The organism is Acaryochloris marina S15, from assembly GCF_018336915.1.
Taxonomy (GTDB): domain Bacteria; phylum Cyanobacteriota; class Cyanobacteriia; order Thermosynechococcales; family Thermosynechococcaceae; genus Acaryochloris; species Acaryochloris marina_A.
The window spans coordinates 187,538-207,375 of the sequence record NZ_CP064926.1; the positions used below are offsets into that span (position 1 = coordinate 187,538).

General features: G+C 47.7%; 20 protein-coding genes. 6 read left to right on the forward strand and 14 right to left on the reverse strand.

The genetic code is table 11. The features are described 5' to 3' along the window. The first annotated feature begins 42 nt into the window (after positions 1–42). The 5 genes from I1H34_RS30635 (at position 43) to I1H34_RS30655 (ending at position 4,526) form a co-directional block, all read left to right on the forward strand. The gene (locus tag I1H34_RS30635; protein ID WP_212667067.1) at positions 43–534 is read left to right on the forward strand and encodes a host attachment protein; all 492 of its coding nucleotides are present in this window, start codon (positions 43–45) and stop codon (positions 532–534) included. Between the two features lie 29 nt (positions 535–563). Further along, a complete protein-coding gene (locus tag I1H34_RS30640) occupies positions 564–1,232 on the forward strand; it encodes a DUF1614 domain-containing protein (protein ID WP_212667068.1) in 669 nt (222 codons plus the stop codon). A gap of 31 nt (positions 1,233–1,263) precedes the next feature. After that, a complete protein-coding gene (locus tag I1H34_RS30645) occupies positions 1,264–1,746 on the forward strand; it encodes an adenosine-specific kinase (RefSeq protein WP_212667069.1) in 483 nt (160 codons plus the stop codon). Positions 1,747–1,830: 84 nt separating this feature from the next. Next, complete coding sequence (hypF, locus tag I1H34_RS30650; RefSeq protein WP_212667070.1) at positions 1,831–4,305, forward strand: carbamoyltransferase HypF; 2,475 nt, start codon at positions 1,831–1,833, stop codon at positions 4,303–4,305. Then, positions 4,296–4,526, forward strand: coding sequence for a HypC/HybG/HupF family hydrogenase formation chaperone (locus tag I1H34_RS30655; protein WP_212667071.1), 231 nt, complete (start codon positions 4,296–4,298; stop codon positions 4,524–4,526). Before hypF ends, I1H34_RS30655 begins: the two co-directional genes overlap by 10 nt. A 43-nt stretch (positions 4,527–4,569) precedes the next feature. Here the strand turns inward: I1H34_RS30655 and I1H34_RS30660 are convergent, their stop codons facing one another. From I1H34_RS30660 to I1H34_RS30710, 11 genes are all read right to left on the reverse strand, one after another. After that, positions 4,570–6,054 carry a Ni/Fe hydrogenase subunit alpha gene (locus tag I1H34_RS30660; RefSeq protein WP_212667072.1) on the reverse strand — a complete coding sequence of 495 codons (1,485 nt, stop codon included), beginning with the start codon at positions 6,052–6,054 and terminating at the stop codon, positions 4,570–4,572. 38 nt (positions 6,055–6,092) lie between these two features. Further along, entirely contained in the window at positions 6,093–6,719 is a 627-nt protein-coding gene (locus tag I1H34_RS30665; protein ID WP_212667073.1) for a CBS domain-containing protein, read from the reverse strand. Between the two features lie 39 nt (positions 6,720–6,758). Next, positions 6,759–8,186: a bactofilin family protein gene (locus I1H34_RS30670; protein WP_249370327.1), complete on the reverse strand. Its 1,428-nt coding sequence runs from the start codon at positions 8,184–8,186 to the stop codon at positions 6,759–6,761. 46 nt (positions 8,187–8,232) lie between these two features. Further along, on the reverse strand, positions 8,233–8,778 hold the full coding sequence (locus tag I1H34_RS30675) for a CBS domain-containing protein (RefSeq protein ID WP_212667074.1): 546 nt from the start codon (positions 8,776–8,778) through the stop codon (positions 8,233–8,235). Positions 8,779–8,851: 73 nt separating this feature from the next. Then, the gene (locus I1H34_RS30680; RefSeq protein WP_212667075.1) at positions 8,852–9,397 is read right to left on the reverse strand and encodes an NADH-quinone oxidoreductase subunit B family protein; all 546 of its coding nucleotides are present in this window, start codon (positions 9,395–9,397) and stop codon (positions 8,852–8,854) included. Between the two features lie 141 nt (positions 9,398–9,538). Beyond that, positions 9,539–10,258 carry a bidirectional hydrogenase complex protein HoxU gene (gene hoxU, locus I1H34_RS30685; protein ID WP_212667076.1) on the reverse strand — a complete coding sequence of 240 codons (720 nt, stop codon included), beginning with the start codon at positions 10,256–10,258 and terminating at the stop codon, positions 9,539–9,541. Between the two features lie 40 nt (positions 10,259–10,298). Continuing rightward, positions 10,299–10,490: a hypothetical protein gene (locus tag I1H34_RS30690; protein WP_212667077.1), complete on the reverse strand. Its 192-nt coding sequence runs from the start codon at positions 10,488–10,490 to the stop codon at positions 10,299–10,301. Positions 10,491–10,789: 299 nt separating this feature from the next. Next, positions 10,790–11,749 (reverse strand): amino acid ABC transporter substrate-binding protein, encoded by a 960-nt coding sequence (locus I1H34_RS30695; RefSeq protein ID WP_212667078.1) that lies wholly within the window; start codon positions 11,747–11,749, stop codon positions 10,790–10,792. 129 nt (positions 11,750–11,878) lie between these two features. Further along, the gene (locus tag I1H34_RS30700; protein ID WP_212667079.1) at positions 11,879–13,543 is read right to left on the reverse strand and encodes a NuoF family protein; all 1,665 of its coding nucleotides are present in this window, start codon (positions 13,541–13,543) and stop codon (positions 11,879–11,881) included. Beyond that, positions 13,544–14,053: a bidirectional hydrogenase complex protein HoxE gene (gene hoxE, locus I1H34_RS30705; protein WP_235111825.1), complete on the reverse strand. Its 510-nt coding sequence runs from the start codon at positions 14,051–14,053 to the stop codon at positions 13,544–13,546. It abuts the gene before it with no gap. A 71-nt stretch (positions 14,054–14,124) separates the two neighbouring features. After that, positions 14,125–15,198 carry a universal stress protein gene (locus tag I1H34_RS30710; RefSeq protein ID WP_212667080.1) on the reverse strand — a complete coding sequence of 358 codons (1,074 nt, stop codon included), beginning with the start codon at positions 15,196–15,198 and terminating at the stop codon, positions 14,125–14,127. A gap of 370 nt (positions 15,199–15,568) precedes the next feature. On the opposite strand from I1H34_RS30710, the gene I1H34_RS30715 reads away from it, so the two are divergent. After that, positions 15,569–16,087, forward strand: coding sequence for a universal stress protein (locus I1H34_RS30715; protein ID WP_212667081.1), 519 nt, complete (start codon positions 15,569–15,571; stop codon positions 16,085–16,087). Between the two features lie 90 nt (positions 16,088–16,177). On the opposite strand, the gene I1H34_RS32605 is transcribed toward I1H34_RS30715, so the two are convergent. From I1H34_RS32605 to I1H34_RS30725, 3 genes are all read right to left on the reverse strand, one after another. Then, on the reverse strand, positions 16,178–16,741 hold the full coding sequence (locus tag I1H34_RS32605; protein ID WP_249370328.1) for a polysaccharide deacetylase family protein: 564 nt from the start codon (positions 16,739–16,741) through the stop codon (positions 16,178–16,180). Further along, positions 16,738–17,091, reverse strand: a complete 354-nt coding sequence (locus tag I1H34_RS32610) for a hypothetical protein (RefSeq protein ID WP_235111823.1) — start codon at positions 17,089–17,091, stop codon at positions 16,738–16,740. Before I1H34_RS32610 ends, I1H34_RS32605 begins: the two co-directional genes overlap by 4 nt. A 174-nt stretch (positions 17,092–17,265) precedes the next feature. Continuing rightward, positions 17,266–19,644, reverse strand: coding sequence for a response regulator (locus I1H34_RS30725; protein WP_212667082.1), 2,379 nt, complete (start codon positions 19,642–19,644; stop codon positions 17,266–17,268). Between the last annotated feature and the right edge of the window lie 194 nt (positions 19,645–19,838).

Sequence of the window (19,838 nt, forward strand, 5' to 3'; positions counted from 1 at the left end):
GAACTGATTCATCCATTTTGCAATTGCTGAAGGAGTGATCAGATGAGCCAATATCTGGTGATGATTGTAAATAAAACAACCGCTCGTTTTCTCACCTTAAGAGATCCCCCACCCCTTGAATACTCTGGTCCTCGTCTAGTGGAACAACAGGCACTGCTCAATCCCATCCAGAGTCAGGTGGGGCGCGAATTATGGACGAGTAGCAAAAGCGGAGGCAATCGGGGGGCAACCCGCCAAAGTCATGGGTATGACGACCACCGTCAAAGGCACCTCAAGGAATTTGATCGACGGTTTGCCCATGCGATCAATGCTGGGATGAGCCACTTCATTCATACCTACCCCATCCAACACATCCTGCTAGTGGCTGAACCACAAATTCTGGGGCATTTACGGCCCACGCTAATGGCAACGTTACCGAAAGCCATTGTCCCCACAGAAGTCGCGAAGGATCTGTGTAACTTATCTGTTTCAGAGATCTACCAATACCTACTCGATCAACAGTTGTTACCCAGGCTAGCTAAACAGGTCAGATAAGACTTTTTAGAACGGTGAGGATACTTTATATGATCTATTTACCCGTTTCTCTACTGCTATTTCTCTTATTTTTACTGTTCCTACCCTTTGTCTGGCTGGTATTGACGATTGATGTCGTTCAACTTGCTGCTGCAAAGTTAGGATTTACGCCTCAAGTGGCCCTCGCACTATTGGTCTTAGTTATTTTGGGCAGCACCCTCAATATCCCTCTTTATCGTATGGACTCACCTATGCATGGGATGGACGACTTTTTGATGTACTACCAACGTCAATTCTGGGGTATTCCTTTGCTCGAAATGAAACAGACAAAGGTCATAGCCCTGAATGTAGGAGGTTGCTTAATCCCCATTATTCTGGCCGTTTACCAATTTAGACAGGCCAATCCAGCAGCCATCTTGCTGATTACATCTGTCGTGACGGTTGTTTGTTTCTATGCCGCCCATATCGTCCCTGGAATTGGGATTACGATGAACCCATTACTCGCCCCTTTGACTGCGGCATTAACAGCAATGCTATTTGGAATGAGCCATGCTCCAGCGACTGCTTTTGCTGGGGGCATTTTAGGAACGTTAATCGGTGCAGATTTATTACATCTAAGGGATATTACAGCTATGAGTGGCGGTGTCCTCAGTATTGGCGGGGCCGGGGTTTTTGACGGAATTGCCCTATGTGGTTTGTTTGCCCTTTTGTTGACTTAAAGGCATTACGTTTGTTGTGAGGCTAAGCACTATGGAAGTGACTACCGTTGCCCTAGACATCCCTGAAAATACAAATTTAATCTTGGGTCAAAGCCATTTTATTAAAACAGTGGAGGATTTATACGAGATTATGGTTGGAACTTGCCCACAGGCAAAATTTGGTCTGGCCTTCTGCGAAGCATCAGGGCCCTGTCTGATCCGGTTTGCTGGCAACGACCCCTCCCTCCAAGACATCGCCGTCAGTAATGCCAAGAAGATCGCTGCGGGTCATAGTTTTATTCTATTGATGCAAGATGCTTACCCCATTAGCGTTTTGAATGCCATTCAGCAGTCCCCAGAGGTCTGCACCATTTACTGTGCCACGGCTAATCCTGTAGAAGTCATCCTTGCCCAGACGGACCAAGGTGCTGGGGTGTTAGGCGTGATTGATGGCTTCTCTCCTAAAGGGGTGGAAGGAGAAGAAGACATCTTGGAACGTCAAGATTTTCTTCGCCAAATTGGCTATAAATTTTAGGCTCTAAAGATGGGGTCTTTAACGGATTAGCCTTCTCCATCAAAGCAGCCTTGTTATGAATGATCATGTGAATGGATACTGACGATGACCCATCAGCGCCTCCAACTAAAGATTCAAGGGGCTGTTCAAGGCGTAGGGTTTCGGCCATTTATCTTCCGTTTAGCAACCCACTGGAAATTAAGGGGTTGGGTTTCGAATGATGCCCAGGGGGTGGTGATTGAAGTGGAAGGTTGCCCTGATCAGTTGAACCCGTTTCTAACTCAACTTCAAGCCAATCCCCCTGCTCTCGCTGAAATTGAGACCATCGAGCAAACGTATATTCCACCTCTGGGTGAGGGAACCTTTACGATTCGTCCCAGCCAACAAGGCCCTAAATCCGCCTTCTTGCTGCCAGATGTCGCCACTTGTGCCGATTGCCTCCGTGAACTGTTCAACCCCTGTGATCGCAGATATCGCTACCCGTTTATCAACTGTACGCACTGTGGCCCGAGATATAGCATTATTCAAGCCTTACCCTACGATCGCGGCAATACCGCAATGGCGAGCTTTCAAATGTGCCCCGATTGCTTATCCGAGTATCAGAATCCCTTATCTCGCCGATTTCATGCACAACCGATTGCCTGTCCCACCTGTGGCCCTATCGTTGAAGTAGGGCATTGGCAGGGGGAACGCTGGGTTCGCAATCAGTTACCGGGACAGGGTGCTCAGTTAAGACATGGGGAGAAGGCGGAAGCAGGAGAAGAACTGGAGCCAATCGGGTTAGCCGCTGCAGCTCTTCGTCAGGGGCAGATCGTCGCTGTGAAAGGAGTGGGGGGCTTCCATTTGTTGGTCGATGCTCGAAATCCAGAGGCGGTAAAGAGGCTAAGAACGCGCAAACAGCGACCCGATAAACCCTTTGCCTTGATGTATCCATCTTTGGAACGGGTCAGAAACATCTGTGAGGTGTCTGAACTGGAGGCGGAGTGGTTGCAATCTCCCAAGGCTCCCATCGTTTTACTCCAGCGAAGACACCTCTTTCAGGAGGACCGGCTTGCTGATGAAGTCGCCCCAGGTTGCTGCCGCCTGGGCATATTTTTACCCTACACCCCGATTCATCATCTGCTGATGGCTGCCCTCGACTTCCCCCTTATTGCCACCAGCGGCAATCTCAATGGTGCACCCATCTGCTTCAATTCGGAACAAGCCCTGCATCACCTCAAATCTATCGCTGATCTTTTTCTGATCCATAATCGCCCTATTCTTCACCCTGTAGATGACTCAATTGTCCAAGTCATCAACAGGCAACCTCAACTCCGTCGCCGTGCCCGAGGATATGCTCCGCTTCCCATATGTATCACTCTTCCATCTCTGCCCTCCAGATCTAAACCCTCATCTCCAAAGCCACAATCTACCCGAAACTCAAAACTCCCCACTATCCTCGCGGTCGGCCCTCATCTGAAGAACACCATTGCCCTTTCCTTAGACGATCACGTTTTTATAAGTCAACACCTGGGCGATCTGGACACCGTGCCCTCCTTCGACCGTTTTCAGCAAACCCTACAGGCGTTACTTCAGCTCTACGAGTGCCAACCTAACCTGATCGCCTGTGATGCTCATCCAGATTATGCTTCCACCCAAGCTGCCCAAGCATTGGCTCAGCAATGGCAAGTCCCCTTACTATCAGTGCAACATCACTATGCTCATGTATTGGCCTGCATGGCAGAGCACCACTTAGAAGCACCTGTTCTGGGTATTGCTTGGGATGGAGCGGGTTACGGCTTGGATGGGACCGTCTGGGGAGGAGAATTCCTCCGAATCACGCCATCAGGATTTGAGCGGGTCGGCTACTGGCGTCCCTTTCTCTTACCCGGTGGTGACCTGGCCGCTCGTGAGCCCAGACGATCGGCGATGGGGCTGCTCTATACCTGCTTGGGTGCCCAAATCTTTGAGGGGGAAGGGTTAGCTCCCTTGAATGCTTTTTCCCCGCAGTCCGCAAAGGTATTGCAGGCAATGCTAGATCGGTCCCTCAATACCCCCCTGACTTCAAGTGTGGGGCGATTCTTTGATGCGATCGCATCCGTCACTAATCTGGTTCAAACCACTAGTTTTGAGGGTCAAGCAGCGATGACCTTAGAGTCAATCTTGGGCAAGGCTGAAACGGAAGACTATTATCCTTTCCTTATCTCCACGTCATCGCCCTTAGTGGTGGATTGGGAACCGATGCTGATGGCAATTCTGGCAGAGATTGACCAAGGAGTTGATACGAGCTGGATCTCAGCTAAGTTTCACAATACTTTGGTCGAAATTATTGTCCAGATTGCCCATCAAATCGGAGAGCCATGTATTGTGCTCACAGGAGGATGTTTTCAAAACCAATATTTGAGTAAAAGAGTCATCCACAAATTGCAGGAGAATCAGTTTCGACCCTACTGGCATCAACAAGTGCCTACCAATGATGGGGGGATTGCCCTCGGACAAGTCATGGCCGCTCATCGCCACTATATTGGCCGCTTTCCCAAGGTCAATGAGACTTTTTACAGACAACAGCCCTTTGTGGAGGCAGATTCACCATGTGCTTAGCTGTACCAGGCAAGATTGTTAGCATCTTGGATCATGATGACCCGCTGTTACGGACCGGAAAAGTTAGTTTTGGGGGCGTTCTGAAAGAAGTCAGTCTTGCCTATGTTCCAAATGCTGAGGTTGAGGACTATGTCATTGTCCATGTAGGGTTTGCATTGAACGTCATTGATGTTGAAGAAGCTGAGCGGACCTTACAGCTCTTGCATAATATCAACCCCTGAGCCTGCCCGAGGGAAACGAGCTTTCACAAAAGTATTGATACTCTCAACCTTTGACCTGAAATTCCCCCGTTGAGGTTCTCCACACCTCGCTCAGGACTCGGCCACTGTTTGCCGCTTTGCATTGGATATGAATTGGCATCTGGCCTGCCGCATGGGTTGAGCAACTTAAACAAGGATCAAAGGCCCGAATGCCTGCTTCGACTCGATTGAGCATTGACTCAGGAATATCCGGTCCATGGAGGTAGTGACGAGCAATCTGGGCAACGGTGCGGTTCATCGCCAGATTGTTTTGCCCCGTGGCGATGATCAGATTAACGGATTGGAGTAACCCCGTTTCATCTACTTGATAGTGATGAAACAATGTCCCTCTCGGTGCTTCACTCACCCCAATCCCTTCTAGTTGATTGACATCTGCCTGGGCTCGCAAGGGGGACTTGCAGAGTTCTGGATCTTCTAATTTCTGCTCAATGCGCTCAATACAGGCCAAAATCTCAATTAAGCGGGCGTAATGGTAGAAGAAAGAAGATGTAACGGTCCCATTGCCCCGCTGTCGAAATTCTTGTAATTCTTGATCGGCTAAGGGAGTGCCCATGCGATCACAGACATTCAGTCGGGCTAAAGGTCCCACCCGATACATGCCACTCTCCAAACGGCACAATCCTGGAGACTGATTAGGATAGCCCAAGGGTCGATAGTAGGGTGACTTTAGATAAGAATCAGCCTGAACCGCTTCGCCAATAAAGGAATGGAATTGGCACGGATCAAGATGATCTGCAATGATATTTCCGACACTATCCACAAAGCGTAAACAGCCATGGTAATGTTCCCAGGTTCCCTCTGTATTGATTAACCCCATAAATAAGCTGGGGAAATTACCAAAAATTCGAGCCTCACTAGCATGTCTATCCAACAGGTCTTTAAACCGATTTAGGGTTGAAAGGGCCGTTGACCGTACCTCTGACAACCCAGCTCGGATTTGTTTACGTCCCTCGCCGGTTAGAGCCGATCGTACACCTCCAGGGACAGCCCAAGCCGGGTGAATTTTCTGCCCACCCAAATGCTGAATCACTTCCTGTCCAAACTGGCGTAGCCGGATACCGCTGCGGGCAAGTTCCGGCTCTGCGGCCATCAGGCCAAACACATTCCGTTGGGCCGGATCACTCTCCCACCCCAACAGTAGATCGGGACTACTCAGATGAAAAAAACTCAAGGCATGGGACTGAATAATCTGACCTAAGTTCATTAAGCGGCGCAATTTCTCTGCCGCTAGAGGAATATGAACTGCAAGAATTTGGTCTCCGGCTTTCGCCGACGCTAGCAGGTGACTCACAGGGCAAATCCCACAGATGCGCGGGGTAATTCCCGGCATCTCCCAAAATGGTCGGCCTTCGCAAAACTTCTCAAATCCCCGAAACTCCGTCACATGAAATCGAGCATCTGTGACTTCACCCGCGTCATCCAAGTAAATCGAGATTTTGGCATGGCCTTCAATCCGAGTGACCGGATCAATGATGATTCTCTGAGGCATTATGAATTTTCTGTTTTTTTAGGTTACACATGAGTCAGCTAGCCACTACACCAGGCATCATACTCTCGATCTTTATAGGCTTCTGGGTACTCCTCACGAAACGCTTCAAAAGCAGTTTTTTCAAGCTTTTCGGCACGTTGATGAGCCGCTTCCGCTTGGACTGCATCAACGTCCTGCCAAGCTTGTTGACAGGCTTTAGAATCGGCTCCCTGTCGTTGACAGATAGCGTGAGCGTCAGCAATTAACTGTTGTGTTTTCTGAGCAAGCTCCACTTCTAAGGGGTTTTCCAAGAAGTCACTTTGATCCAGGATGTCAGAGATTGAGAGAATGCCCAGCAGATTCCACTGGATAATGGGTGCGGCATGAATACCGCTGGTGGTCAATAATCGTGCGGCATATTCGACCCCGAGTTCCGGATTGAGCACCAAACAAGGTTTCGTCATAATTTCATAGACTCTCACCTGCCGTGGATCACGGCCAAAGGACGTTACTTTGGCAACGATATCGAAGGCTGTCACAATTCCGTAAGCATCTTGCTCATGGTTCCTATCAACAATGAGGGCATGAATCCCATGCCGTCGCATCAATCGGACGGCCTCAGCCACCTTCGCCGAATTCCGAATTTTGATGACTTCCGTAGTCATAATGTCTGCAACTTTCATCATTGTTGTTTCTCCAAGCGTTTATGCCAGTCCTATCCAAACTCACCCCACTGGTGCCTCCTGAGCTTGCAAGCGGGGCTTAACCAACCGTGACTTTCCCCAATTCCAGAGGGCACCTAAGCCCAAGAGAACAATGACAATGCTCATAATTCCGCCGATGAGGGGAATAGCGGTAATTAACATCAGAACCACTACCCCCATCAGGAATGGGATAAATCGGTTTGCTGTCTTATGCAGGTTGAATTGGCTGCTGAGCCAGCGTCCACCCAGATCGCTGATTAATACGGGAGCAATCAAACTCGCGAAGCTGCCAATACCGACCCATAGGGCCAGATTAGCCAAGGTTCCGACTCCCAGAACGGGCCAGGCTAGTCCTTGGAGGGTCAAGACAAGCACAATAAATGCAAGGATGGTCAGAACTGCGATCACAACACTCGCTACTCCCACCAACACACTGGTCACAATGCCCCAACCCAACGTTCTCAAGGGTCGAGTCTGAATATTCTGAGTTAATCCTTCTGTCCACTTTGGAAATGCCCAAAGCAAGGCACATCCCACTAACCCAATCGTCAGCAAGCGTTGCAGTTGATCTAGCACGATATTCGTCGGCTTGGCTGGCGTCGGTTCCCATTCTGGAATCGGTTGATGCGTGATTTTACCTGTCACTTGCGATCCATCATTTAGGGAGGCAGTAGTTGGTGATTTGTAGGTCAACCGACCTTTGACTTGGGCCGAATCTGTGAGGGTTAATCCTGCCGGCACATCAGGAATCTTAAGGCGAGGGCTAGGTCCGAATATAGGTTTCCAAGTCTGGTTGTCGCCGACGGTAACGGCCATATCTTGACCCACTGTCCCCTCTAAGGTTAGTCCTCCCATACCCCCCACAACATCCTGATCAACCGTTCCTGCCAGTAGTGCCTGACCACTCGCAACTGTGAGAGTGCCACCGATGGACGTTTGGGGTTGACTTTCCAGGCTCAGCCCTGCGGCGATCATGTCATCTTTCACCCGAGCCTGATTTTTGAGAAGCAGTGCCTCTCCTGCTATCCGCACGTCGTCTTGAACCGTTCCGTTCACCACCACGGCTTGCCCTGCAGCGATTAAATCCCCTTCAACAGACCCATTGAGGGCAACCAAAGCGCCGGCCAGAATAGCATCACCTTTAACAGTGCCATCAATCGTTATTTCATCACCTGCTAAGTAAACATCCTTCTCAACGGTGCCCGATAGTTGAATGGTCTCTCCTGCTGCAAACAGATTATCTTTTAAGGTTCCGTCAACCGTTATACGGTCCCCAGTTGCATAATAGTTACCTTGAATGACCTCTGTAGCCTCCACGGTGATCTGATCTTGCGTCACGAAATTGGGGGCTCCAACCGCAGAAACCGCTAATAGCAATGGGGCAATGACCAAGGCCATTAGAAACAACAGCACTTGTCTAAAATATTGTCTCGATGGTTTAGTTTGCATCTGAGGTACCTACACTGAAAGTGATAAAGTAGCCTGTTCTGAAGGGCTAAATAGCTCCGTTTAAGGCAGCTTGGTCTTCAAAAGCTTCAACCACATCCCAGGCCACAGAACATTCTTTTGAAATCTGGGTTTGCGGGTCACCACAAATAATCCGGGCATGTTTTAAGGCATTGTCGATTTGCTGAGCAAGCCAATTGGCTTGATAGTTATGCTTCCCATCCGTTTTCATCACTAAGTCGGTCACGGATACAATGCCTAAAAGCTGCTGTTCATCAATCACTGGTGCTCTCTGAATGCCTGATTCTGCAAGTAATTGAGCTAATTCTTCCACAGTGAGATCAGGATGGGCTGTAATACAAGGTTCGCGAACTAGCTTTTGAATGCCAATTTCATGGGGATTTTTGCCGACAGCCAAGACTTGGTAAACAATATCTCGCTCAGTGATGATACCGTAAGCAGTTTGTCCCTCAGGGTGTTCAACAATGAGGGAGCGGACTTTATGGTATTGCATCAGGGCAATGGCTTGTGCCACGGTTGCTGTATCCTGAATCGCAATCACCTCTTGGGTCATAATGTCTCTAACTTTAAGCATCTTTGTTCTCCTTAATACGTCCACGATTGATAGGAACCGAGCAGAGGTCATTGACCATTGAATGAGATTGTGATCACCCGAATTTAATTTGATCTCGGCCCTCGAGTTGAGGCTTCTTCCCCTGCAGTAGCGCTTCTAATACCAATTGGATTCGAGAAGGTGATGGCGGGCAACCCGGTAAAAAGAGATCAACGGGAACAACGGTATGCACGGGTTGAACCCGATCCAATAAAGGGGGAACAATCTCTTCCTCTGCAGGAATTTGGGGCACCAGATCTGCCATGTCGATGTAAGACCGCTCAAGAACCCTCTCCGCTGTACCCAAAACATTACGTAACGCTGTGACATTCCCAGTAACGGCACAGTCCCCAAAGGCAATCAGGTATTGAGTGCAATCTCGGACTCGATGAATCATCTCCCAATGGTCTGTATTGGCTATTGCGCCTTCGACTAATGCCACATCTACTTCTTGTGGATACTGCTTGGCATCCATAAAGGGGCTGTAAACAAGATCTATCTGGTGGGCCAACTCAAATAGCCACTCGTCAAGGTCCAGAAAAGACATATGGCATCCTGAGCATCCTCCTAGCCAAACAGTCGCTAACTTCAGTTTTGCCATTCTGCCTCCATACTTTAAAAATAGTTGTGCATGATGAGTGCTCACTTTTAAGTTCGACTGCATGTTCAAGAGATGCATTCAAACTCACGATTCCAACCTCAAAACTGATTTCCTTTCACTGTTTTGTTTGGTATTTCTCACTCACTTTTGAATCCATTCCCGCCTCGTTCTAGCAGTAGCAATAAATTCAAGTTGGGTACGATCATGTTCCATCTCCCCAACAGTTGAACCACGACGAAAGATGGCTCCTGTTGGACAGGCATTGACGCACTTTCCACAAGCGGTACAGCTCTCGGCTTCCCCCCAAGGCTGGTTTAAATCTGTAATCACTCGGGAAGTCCGACCTCGACCTGCCATATCCCAGGTATGAGCCCCTTCAATCTCATCGCAAACTCGAATACAGCGAGTACATAAAACACAGCGATTATGATCAACGCCAAATTGAGGATGGGAAATATCAACGGAGCGATCTGGAAATTGATAGGTAAAACGCACATGATCAATCCCCATCTCAATGGCAAGATCTTGCAACTCGCAGTGGTGATTGGAAACGCACACTGAACAGATATGATTCCCTTCCGCGAATAGCAGCTCCACGATCATGCGTCGATAGTGTTTAAGCCGTTCTGTTTGGGTTAGAACGATCATCCTCTCTGCCACTGGCGTGACGCAGGCGGCCAATAGCTTAGAATTTCCACTAACCTCTACTAGGCAAAGTCGGCAGGCTCCCCATAAGGAAACGCCCTGTAAGTTGCATAGCGTCGGAATATGAATCCCTGAAGCTGTAGCGGCTTCAAGGATTGTTTCATCACCCCGTGCACTGATGAGTTGATCATCAATCTTGAGGGTCTTAACAGCCATAGCCCATACCTGCTTTCTCCTTTTGCTGTGTACCCAGTCCTTACCAAGAATTCTCCTGGTTTAGATCTGGATCAGCTGGATCGCCTTCAAAGGGTTGGATTCCCACCTCTGGATAGTCATCATGGGAAGGACTAAAGATACGGAGAATCGGTTGAGCAATATAGCTAAGGAAGCGTCGAACCGTTTTGCTTAAGGATCGTATGGATAGAGATTTACCCTGGAGTGTTGCCATTATCGAATGTCCTCACAACTAAACTATATAGAGAAAAATTTGAGGAAAAGATGTCAGTTTTCATAGGATGTGACATCTGACCTCTTAATTTGAGGCTATATAGACAATATGAGGAAAACGTGAGCGGTATGCTGTCCAAGTTCGATAAAACAGAAACATTGCAAACCATTCCCCACAGCAGTTCGCAAGTATTGCTATATATTTCTCAATGCCCTATTTGAATCAACTGATTGGAGGGTTGCTTGACTTTAGCCTAATCAGGTTACTGTGCTGCTAGAAAACCGTGCACCGTAGGTTACCTAAAGATCGCTTTCAGGAATTTCTTCTTTAAAATCAATGACCAATTGCATGGTTTCTAGGACTAAAGATCTGAGGTCTTGAGTGAGAGGGAGTTTAGCCTCAGGACCAAACCAACGGTCAAAAGTTTTGACATAGGGTTCTTTGCCCTTTAAGTAACCCTCCATGAAACGTACTAGAGCGTAATTCACTTGATCAACAAATTTGGAATTATTCTCAGGCATCATGCAGGCAATTCCCTCTCTTGAAAAATACCCAACAACATTAAAGTCCTCAGGATTCTGGCTGTTTTGTAGCCAGCCTTCTAGTAAAATACCGTCGGCTGCAAAGGCATCAACGGTGCCCTGCTGCAATGCTTTATATCCCTGAGCATGATCTTGGATGGCGATGATCTGGGCTCGGGATTGAGTACGGCGAATCGCAATCTCATTTGTTGTGCCCGCAACAGCGGCGATTTTCTTATTGGCCAACGCCTCGGGTTCCCATGCCTCACTCCCCTTCTTCATCAACAAGCGGGTTCCTGTCAGACTATAGCTAACGGAAAAGTCTATTTCCTTATCCCTTTCCCAGGTATAGCTGCTAGCATCACAGACAATATCTACTTCACCTGTGACTAATTTAGGAATTCGATCGCTAGGGGTAAGAGCAATCAACTTTAGCTCAATCTCTTTTCCAAGCGTTTTTGATAATTGGGCCTGTACCTGTTTCAACATTTCGATTGAGTAACCCTGAAATTGCCCATGTTCATCCATGAAGGCAAAGGGGAGAGCATTTTTATTAGTTCCAGCTGTTACAGTGCCAGTACGAGCTACTTTTTCGAGGACCGTTTCTGCAGAAACAAGCTGTGGGTTAGCTATGGTGAAGAGACTACAAAGGGTGGTCAGTAAAGTAAGCCTAACTCCTCGCCCCCAAACCTTTACAAGGGGATGAGGGAAGCGGTTTGGATCAACAGGATATTGCATGCTCGTATTCTGAATAATTCGGACTAAGTTTATAGAAAAAAAGAACATATTTTGAGTTTTGTAATAATTAGTTGAATCGTTTTTGTGCTGACAAAGCCTAATATTTTCAAGCCCAAGTCTGACGTAGTTCTATGAGGAGTGATGATCGTCAGATGCCTTATTATGCATAAGCTCTAAGTACTCATCTTTGAAAAAATGTAGGGTACTTAGTATGGGATTTGGGGCAGATTTACCAAGGCCGCACAGGCTAGTATCCTTGACCATTTCGCAAAGTTGGTTCAGAGACTCTAAATCATCTGTTCTTGCTTTCCCTTCGCAGATTTTTGTGAGCAACTGGTGAAGCTGAACCGTTCCTGCCCGACAGGGAACGCATTTGCCACAGGACTCTTCCATACAAAACTCCATGAAGAAACGAGCGACGTCCACCATATTGGTGGCCTGATCCATGACAATCATCCCACCAGACCCCATAATGGACCCCAAACGGGTTAGAGACTCATAATCTACAGGCGTATCAAAGGCATGGACGGGAATACATCCCCCTGAGGGGCCACCGGTTTGCACTGCTTTAGCCGATCCATCAAGGACCCCCCCGCCCATCTGTTCAACGATTTGACGCAGGGAGGTACCCATGGGTACTTCAATCAATCCGGTGTTTTGGATCTTGCCCGCTAAGGAAAAGACTTTGGTACCTTTGCTCTTGTCTGTGCCAATCCCAGCAAACCATTCAGCACCGTTGCGAATGATAGGAGCGATATTCGCAAAAGTTTCCACATTATTAATCAATGTTGGACAACCCCAAAGTCCGGATTCAGCAGGGTAAGGTGGTCGGGGGTGAGGTAAGCCGCGCTTCCCTTCGATGGAGGCCATTAGGGCTGTTTCCTCACCACAGACAAAGGCACCCGCACCAATGCGGATATCGATCCGAAAGTCAAAGGGGGACTCAAAAATTTGACTGCCGAGTAAACCTTGCTTGCGAGCTTGACGAAGGGCCGTTTCGAGGTGATTGATGGCGAGGGGATACTCACCTCGAATATAGATGTAGCCTTGGTTGGCGCCGACAGCATAGGCTGCAATTGCCATCCCTTCTAACACCCGATGTGGATCGCTTTCTAAGACACTGCGATCCATAAAAGCACCAGGGTCTCCTTCATCACCATTGCAAATCACATACTTTTGTCCTGGGGGCATTTTGGCAACTGTTGACCATTTCAAGCCTGTGGGGTAACCGCCGCCGCCTCGCCCTCGTAGACCACTTTGAGTAATCTGATCAATCACTTCACTGGGGGTCATATCATAAAGTGCCTGGTAGAGGGCTATATAGCCTTTATTGGCCATATATTCCTTAATTTCCTTAGGGTCGATGTGGCCACTGTTTTCAAGGACGATGGGGTGTTGAAGGGTGAAAAAAGGGTGATGTCGGGGCTGATAAGAGGAGGGTTGAGGCAAAGAGAGGGGAGTATTGTTTGGTAACTCTTTGGGAAGATTGGATTGGAGGGTTTCTTGACAGGCGTGGACCAGTTCAGGGACGCTCTCGGCGGTCACTTGATCGTAGAGAATGCCTGAAGGGTCTAGGCGGACTAGGGGACCTCGGCTACATAGTCCCATACAACCTACCCCCCGGACTTGAATGGGAGGGGTGAGGGCTTGTGTTGAGATCGCAACTTCGATTTGTTTTTTTACTTCTAATGCATTAGCAGATAAACAGCCCCCCACCGTACAACAGCGGATGCAGGGAGCACTGAGGATCTCTTGTTCTCGCTTAGCTAGAGTTTGTAGCTCTTGTAAATCCATTTATGTTGCTACCTTACATTGAGGATGGCCCATCATCTGTGTGACTTGCTGACCCAATTTTTCTGAGGTTTGATAGCCGACAACTTGACCATCCAACACCACAGCAGGAGCGCTCCCACAGGCCCCTAAGCAACGAGCAGTGCTGAGTGATAAGCATCCATCCCTGGTGGTTTCCCCAGTTTGAATTTGAGCGATCTGTTCCACGGTTGATAGGAGTGATGCAGCCCCTTTTACAAAACATGCCGTTCCCATACAAACCACACAGGTATGACGTCCAGAGGGGGTTAGCGAGAAAAAGTGATAGAACGTGGCCACACCATAGACTTGACTGGGAGGTAACTTCAAACTGTGGGCAATATGCAATAGGACATCTTGTTCTAAATATCCGAACAATTCCTGAGCTTTATGGAGAACTTCAATCAGAGAATTGGGCTGATATTGATGCCGTTTCATCGTTGCCTCTAACACCCTAAAACGATGATCTTTATTGGGATGAGGTTTGCCATCCACAATAGTTTGACTCCCTTCACTTAACTGTCATTGGATAGCTCTGCATTTTTCTTAGAGCATGTCTGTTGTCTTCAGGCCGGCTGCTGAGGACGCACAACCATTACAGAACAGGACGCATGGTTCGCAACATATTTCCCCACACTGCCAAGAAGCATTTCGCTGAGTCCAGAACGACCCCGATTACCCACTAGAATTAAGTCTGATGATCGGTTCTTGGCAAACTCACAAATGATTTCGCCGGGAGATCCGGGTTGTTGAATAAATTCAGTCGGAATACCTGCTTCCCTTGCGATCGCAGTATAGGAACGCAATTGGGGTAGGCAATCACTATCATAGGTATTCCACTGTCGTTGCTGGCTGTAGAGGATGTCATCGCGCAAACTAGGATAGTCATCCAGCCGTTGCTGAGTAAAAGCGGTTGGATGGGTGATAGAAATGGGAACTTTGGCAATATCCGGTGGCAAGACATGCAGCAACATCAGCCTAGCCGTGGACATTGATTTGGCAACGTTTATCGCCATATTAAAGATTTGTGGGTTTATGGCACTCCCATCCATGGCCACTAATATACTGCGGTAAGACAACTTTTCGCGCCATGCTTCGGAAGACTGTTGATTCGCCGCTAGGGTATTTATGGATTGTTTGGGGATGAACTCGGGGACATCTTGGTGGTGGACAATCAGGACTGAGCAGGGAGCATTATGTGTGACGTAATTGCTAACACTGCCCAATAGAAGTTTGCTGAGAAAGTTTCGACTGCGTCGTCCAATGATGATCGTATCGGCTTGCCATTGTCGGGCTATTTCACAAATCTCCCTGCCTGGATCTCCTAAAGATTGTTGATAGACAACGGTAAGACCCTTTTCTTTTGCCTGATTGGCTCGAGATCTGAGTAACTCAAGACTGCTGGCTTTGAAGACATCTAAGTCATTGAGATAAGAGTTTACGACCCCAGTATGTGACAGGTCAAACTCCTCTAATACGCCTGGCATCAGAGGATACGGAGGATATCCCTCCTCAGTCGAGGAAATGACATGCAATAATAAGAGCTTTGCATGGGTTGCCTTAGCTAGAACCACAGACTGCATAAAGGTTTGCTGACTAAAGGCGGAGTGATCTAAAGCCACCAGAATTTTTTTTGACATGACAACCTCCCAAAGCATCCAGCTCCAGTTATATATCTACTTATAGTTCCAATTTCCGTCGACCTTCTAGAAGGGAAGACCGACCCAAACATCTATCCTGGACGTTTCCTGCTTAGGGTTATAGAACAAGATATTGAGGAAAATATGAGCTTTAGCTGCAACCCAGACATTCATGTCTAGAGAAAATTTCGAGCCCTTGTCATCAGGGATTACTCAAACCATCCAGTATGCTTCACAATCTTGGGACGAATGATAGCAACCAGACAAGTGCTAAGTTGAGTGACTGACAAGAAAATAAAGCTCTACCATGGAGGTATAAGGGGTTGATCGGAACTGTCCAGACGGTTGTTATTTGTGTGGAGGAATCCTGATGAGATACCATCGCATTTTGGTTGCACTAGATACTTCATTCCTTCAACCCGCTGTTTATGAGCAGGCATTGGCAGAAGCAAAATTACATTCAGCTGAGCTAAAGCTATTTCATGGTGTAGAGGCAGAAATTAATCCCTTGGGTAACTCAACGATCTCACCCCTAGGGCCCCCTTTAGAATCAGGTTACCTTTCTCCATCTGCTGTGGATTACGAGTTGGCACAGCAAGCCTGGGAAGCACAAATTGCGGAAGCCAAACAATGGTTACTGGAATTTTCCTTAAAAGCAGAGCAGCAAGGTATAAAGACAACCTTTGAGGCCGAATTAGGCAATCCTGGACCTCAGGTTTGCGAATGGGCTAAAGACTGGCACGCTAATCTGATTATCGTGGGTCGCCATGGTCGCACAGGACTCAAGGAACTCTTACTGGGGAGTGTCAGCAACCATATCGTCCACCATGCCCCTTGTTCTGTCTTGGTCATTCAAGGAGAAACGGTTGTTTCAGAAGACTCCCATTGAACAGACTGAAAGGGTAAAAGCACCTGGGCTCTCAACTTCATCGCACTTTCGCAAGCCTCTCGGGCTCCGCTCCACAGAGAGTCAGTATCCTCAATTCAAGTGTTCGGGCGACTTGCAATCGATGACATCCCCCGACCTGACATGAGTTTCTGCCAAATTTAACAGGTGTGGGATAGTGACGAGTTGGTAGCCTTGTCGTTTTAACTCGGAGATCACTAAGGGCAGAGCCTTAATCATTAATTCGCGATTACCCCCGCCATCATGCATCAGCACGATGCCGCCAGATGTTGCATTTTTAATGACATTTTGCACTGCTAAATCCACAGACCCCTCATAGGTATCGTCAATCGTCCATAAGACAGTAACCATCTTTTGAGCACTAGCTTGGGCTACTAATCCATTGTCCAGAAATCCACCAGGGGGACGGAATAGAGTCGTTTTATGTCCAGTGTACTGTTCAACAATATCAGTAGTTTGCTGAATCTCGGTCAGGGCAAGTTCAAAGTTGTGATCTTGGTAGCCATGGCTCCAAGAGTGATTGCCAATAGCATGTCCTGCCGTCGCAATCTGTTGGAGTAAGTGAGGGTATTGAGCTACATTACGGCCCAATACAAAGAAAGTGGCTTTGATATGGTGTTGCTGGAGAATATTCAATACGTTGAGGTGTTGTCAGGCCAGGGACCATCATCAAACGTGAGTGCGATCGCTTTTTGATCACGGGGCAGTTGCACCCCGTAAATGGTTTGTCCTTGAAATCTAATTGGGGGGCGGTTACAAGGGAAGGGGCGTTCCCCTGAGTCTAACTTGAGGGGCTGAGCGTCATGAATCCTGGAGTGAGACACATCCAAAGATACAGTAATCCGCTCTACAGAAAAATGACCGACCCTTGGAGTGTTTAGGTTGATCTGATGTCCGAAGGAATACATTGCCATGAGTAGACTCACTCCAACTAGTGCAGTAAGCTGGCGTTCGAAGGTATCGACTCGTAGATTTTGCCTAAACATTTCTAGCGCAATAGCTACTAATCTGAGGATGTGTAACTAGAATCTCTCTAATTGTCAAAGGGATCAGAACAGTCTGTGATGTTCAAAAAGTGTTGATAATCTTGTGTTTAAGCGGTTTAAAGGAACCTATCATCATGGACCAATACATTGCAGACTGCCTTATCTCTATTCTAGCTAGTCTTTCTCAGCATATAGTTTAGTTGTGAGGGGCATGGATTGATTGGCAATGCGCGCTTTCCCCAACCCCAATGCTCTAGCTTCAGTCAGGGTCTCTTCTGCCAAAATACACAAGTCTTGAAAATCTTGACTGTCCTCAGGACAATGAACCACACTCGCACTACAGGTCATCTGGATGTTGGTGCCATCAGGTATTGAATAGGGAGTTTTGTAGACAACATCCAAGAAATCTTGAACCCTTTGACCTCCTTCAGTTTTGGTTACCCCCATCAACCCCACTAAAAATTGATTCCCACCCCTACGAGCAATCACATCCTCCGACGATACCAACCCTAATAATGCTTGAGCAAACTGTCTCAGGATACTGTCGCCTACCGCATAGCCAAAGCAATCATTAATCTGCTTTAGACGCTCTATTTCCAGAATGACAAGGCACATGTTTCGGGGCTGATGTGCCACTTCACTTAACAACAATTCCAGGGCATGGGCCGTCTCGTGGCGGCTGAGCACTCTGGCCAAAGGATCAATAGTGGAAAGACGGCGTTGCAATCGAGTTCGTTCTAGACGGTTGAGAATACGGACCACCAATTCTGGTCCGACAATGGGCTTACTGATGAAATCATCTGCACCTGCAGCATAAACTTGGTTGACCACATCAGCCTCGGTATGAGCGGTTAAGAAAATGATGGGCAATTGTTCCCATTGGATATCATTACGAACCACCTTGCACAAATCTATCCCACCAATGTGGGGCATCTCTACATCAAGCAACAATAGATCAGGGGGAGAATGGGTAAGCGTTTCCCAAAACTGAGTAGGCTCGGCGAGTCCAATCACTTCAAGCCCCCAGGGTTTACATAGAGCCGCAACGGTCTCCAATATTTGCGGGTCATCATCCACAATCATGATCCGGGCTTCTTTACGCTCCTTACTTTGGAGGGTGTGCTCAACCCGTTCCCACACTTGTTGAAGGGGTAAAGATTTTGAGATGGGTAGTTGGCCGTCTGAATAAGCTTTAGCCATCTCTTGATACCGATTCTCATCAGCCGTCCAGATCAAGACTGGAATGGGTAGTGGAAGATATAGTAACGCTTCTAGAAAGGTTAGGCTTTGGATGGGAGACTGGCCTGCTGGATCAAAGAGGATGAGATGTGGAGCCTGTTCCTGAATGAGGTCTCGTGCTAGATCAATGCTCTCTGCTGTTAGATATCGAATTTGATGCTGACGGGCCTCGGCAGATAGAGCATCTCGGGAAGGCCCGTCAGCGTCAATGGCTAATACAACCCTTTGCCCAACATCATCCCGATAGTCTGAGGTCACTTGAGTTTCGGGTTGGCAAGCATAATTAATTTCCTGGCGCAGAGCATCAACATCCTGCTGCAATTGCAAGGATTGATTGGAGTTGAGGGGGGAATTGGAACGCAACAGATGTTCAATCTCACGTGCTAACTGGGACCCCTTCGATAAACCAAAGGTCCCCAATCCTCCTGCCAAGGTATGGGCTTCTTGTTGAGCCGCTTGCCTCAATTCATCATTAAAGCAACCCTCAGTAACCGCCGTTGCAGCCTTGTCTAATAGTTTGATTTGGTCCAGGATGCGGGGCTGAAACTTAATCCAAATATCAGCAATCGCACTCATCGTTTGCTGCTTAATTTTGGCTTCTGGTGGTTGAATAGGCGTCGCTTTATTTTTATCGAGTTCTGATAGAGCTTTAAGGCGATACCCGATTCCATAAACCGTTTCAATCAAGTCCGTGGGTGCCCCCGATGCTTTTAATTTTTGACGGAGACCCTTGATATGGGTTCTGACTGCTTCTTCTCCAGGTGTGTCCTCATAGGTCCATATATGTTCTAGAATCATGCCGCAACTAAATACACGGCGGGTATTCCGTATAAATAACTCTACTAGGGCATATTCTTTGGGAGTAAGTTTGAGGAGAACATCTTGATATTTGACCTCGCACGCTCTCGGGTCTAGCTGTAAATTTTCCCACTTTAATATCGGTGGGTTGATAGCTTCCCCTCTGCGGAGTAAGGCCCTGATTCGAGCCGCTAACTCTTCTGGATCAAACGGTTTAACGACATAGTCATCTGCTCCAGCGTCAAGGCCAATCGCTCGATCATGGCTGCTATCTTTTCCCGTGAGTAGCAAGATTGGGAGCTGATAGCCTTGCGATCTCAACTGCCGACAGAGACTGACTCCATCCAATTTAGGCAACATTACATCTGAAAGGATTAGGTCGTATTCAAAGGCTTCGACCAATTCTGCTGCAGTCTGGCCATCGGATGCCAGTTCAACTGCATAATTTAGATCGACTAACAAGGTTTTTAGCGCTTCAGCGATTAACTCATCATCTTCCACGATTAGGATTCTCACTGTAATCCTCCTAGAGGGCTGGGGTGACGGATTCGATCCTATTCTTCAGAGTAACGGCAAATCGGGGCAGCATCCGTTCGGAGAACAACACTTGTTGAAGTTTCTTGGCCAAACCACTTCATCAAGTATATTTATCCAGCGCTCCGATTTTGAGGAGCTTGTGAAGATTGAGGTGTCAACCATTCTTCACAAGC

Excerpts from the sequence above, each read along its gene's own strand:
- I1H34_RS30635 (WP_212667067.1), top strand. The coding sequence starts at position 43 with ATGAGCCAATATCTGGTGATGATTGTAAATAAAACAACCGCTCGTTTT.
- I1H34_RS30640 (WP_212667068.1), top strand. The coding sequence starts at position 564 with ATGATCTATTTACCCGTTTCTCTACTGCTATTTCTCTTATTTTTACTG.
- I1H34_RS30645 (WP_212667069.1), top strand. The coding sequence starts at position 1,264 with ATGGAAGTGACTACCGTTGCCCTAGACATCCCTGAAAATACAAATTTA.
- hypF (WP_212667070.1), top strand. The coding sequence starts at position 1,831 with ATGACCCATCAGCGCCTCCAACTAAAGATTCAAGGGGCTGTTCAAGGC.
- I1H34_RS30655 (WP_212667071.1), top strand. The coding sequence starts at position 4,296 with ATGTGCTTAGCTGTACCAGGCAAGATTGTTAGCATCTTGGATCATGAT.
- I1H34_RS30660 (WP_212667072.1), bottom strand. The coding sequence starts at position 6,054 with ATGCCTCAGAGAATCATCATTGATCCGGTCACTCGGATTGAAGGCCAT.
- I1H34_RS30665 (WP_212667073.1), bottom strand. The coding sequence starts at position 6,719 with ATGATGAAAGTTGCAGACATTATGACTACGGAAGTCATCAAAATTCGG.
- I1H34_RS30670 (WP_249370327.1), bottom strand. The coding sequence starts at position 8,186 with ATGCAAACTAAACCATCGAGACAATATTTTAGACAAGTGCTGTTGTTT.
- I1H34_RS30675 (WP_212667074.1), bottom strand. The coding sequence starts at position 8,778 with ATGCTTAAAGTTAGAGACATTATGACCCAAGAGGTGATTGCGATTCAG.
- I1H34_RS30680 (WP_212667075.1), bottom strand. The coding sequence starts at position 9,397 with ATGGCAAAACTGAAGTTAGCGACTGTTTGGCTAGGAGGATGCTCAGGA.
- hoxU (WP_212667076.1), bottom strand. The coding sequence starts at position 10,258 with ATGGCTGTTAAGACCCTCAAGATTGATGATCAACTCATCAGTGCACGG.
- I1H34_RS30690 (WP_212667077.1), bottom strand. The coding sequence starts at position 10,490 with ATGGCAACACTCCAGGGTAAATCTCTATCCATACGATCCTTAAGCAAA.
- I1H34_RS30695 (WP_212667078.1), bottom strand. The coding sequence starts at position 11,749 with ATGCAATATCCTGTTGATCCAAACCGCTTCCCTCATCCCCTTGTAAAG.
- I1H34_RS30700 (WP_212667079.1), bottom strand. The coding sequence starts at position 13,543 with ATGGATTTACAAGAGCTACAAACTCTAGCTAAGCGAGAACAAGAGATC.
- I1H34_RS30710 (WP_212667080.1), bottom strand. The coding sequence starts at position 15,198 with ATGTCAAAAAAAATTCTGGTGGCTTTAGATCACTCCGCCTTTAGTCAG.
- I1H34_RS30715 (WP_212667081.1), top strand. The coding sequence starts at position 15,569 with ATGAGATACCATCGCATTTTGGTTGCACTAGATACTTCATTCCTTCAA.
- I1H34_RS32610 (WP_235111823.1), bottom strand. The coding sequence starts at position 17,091 with ATGTTTAGGCAAAATCTACGAGTCGATACCTTCGAACGCCAGCTTACT.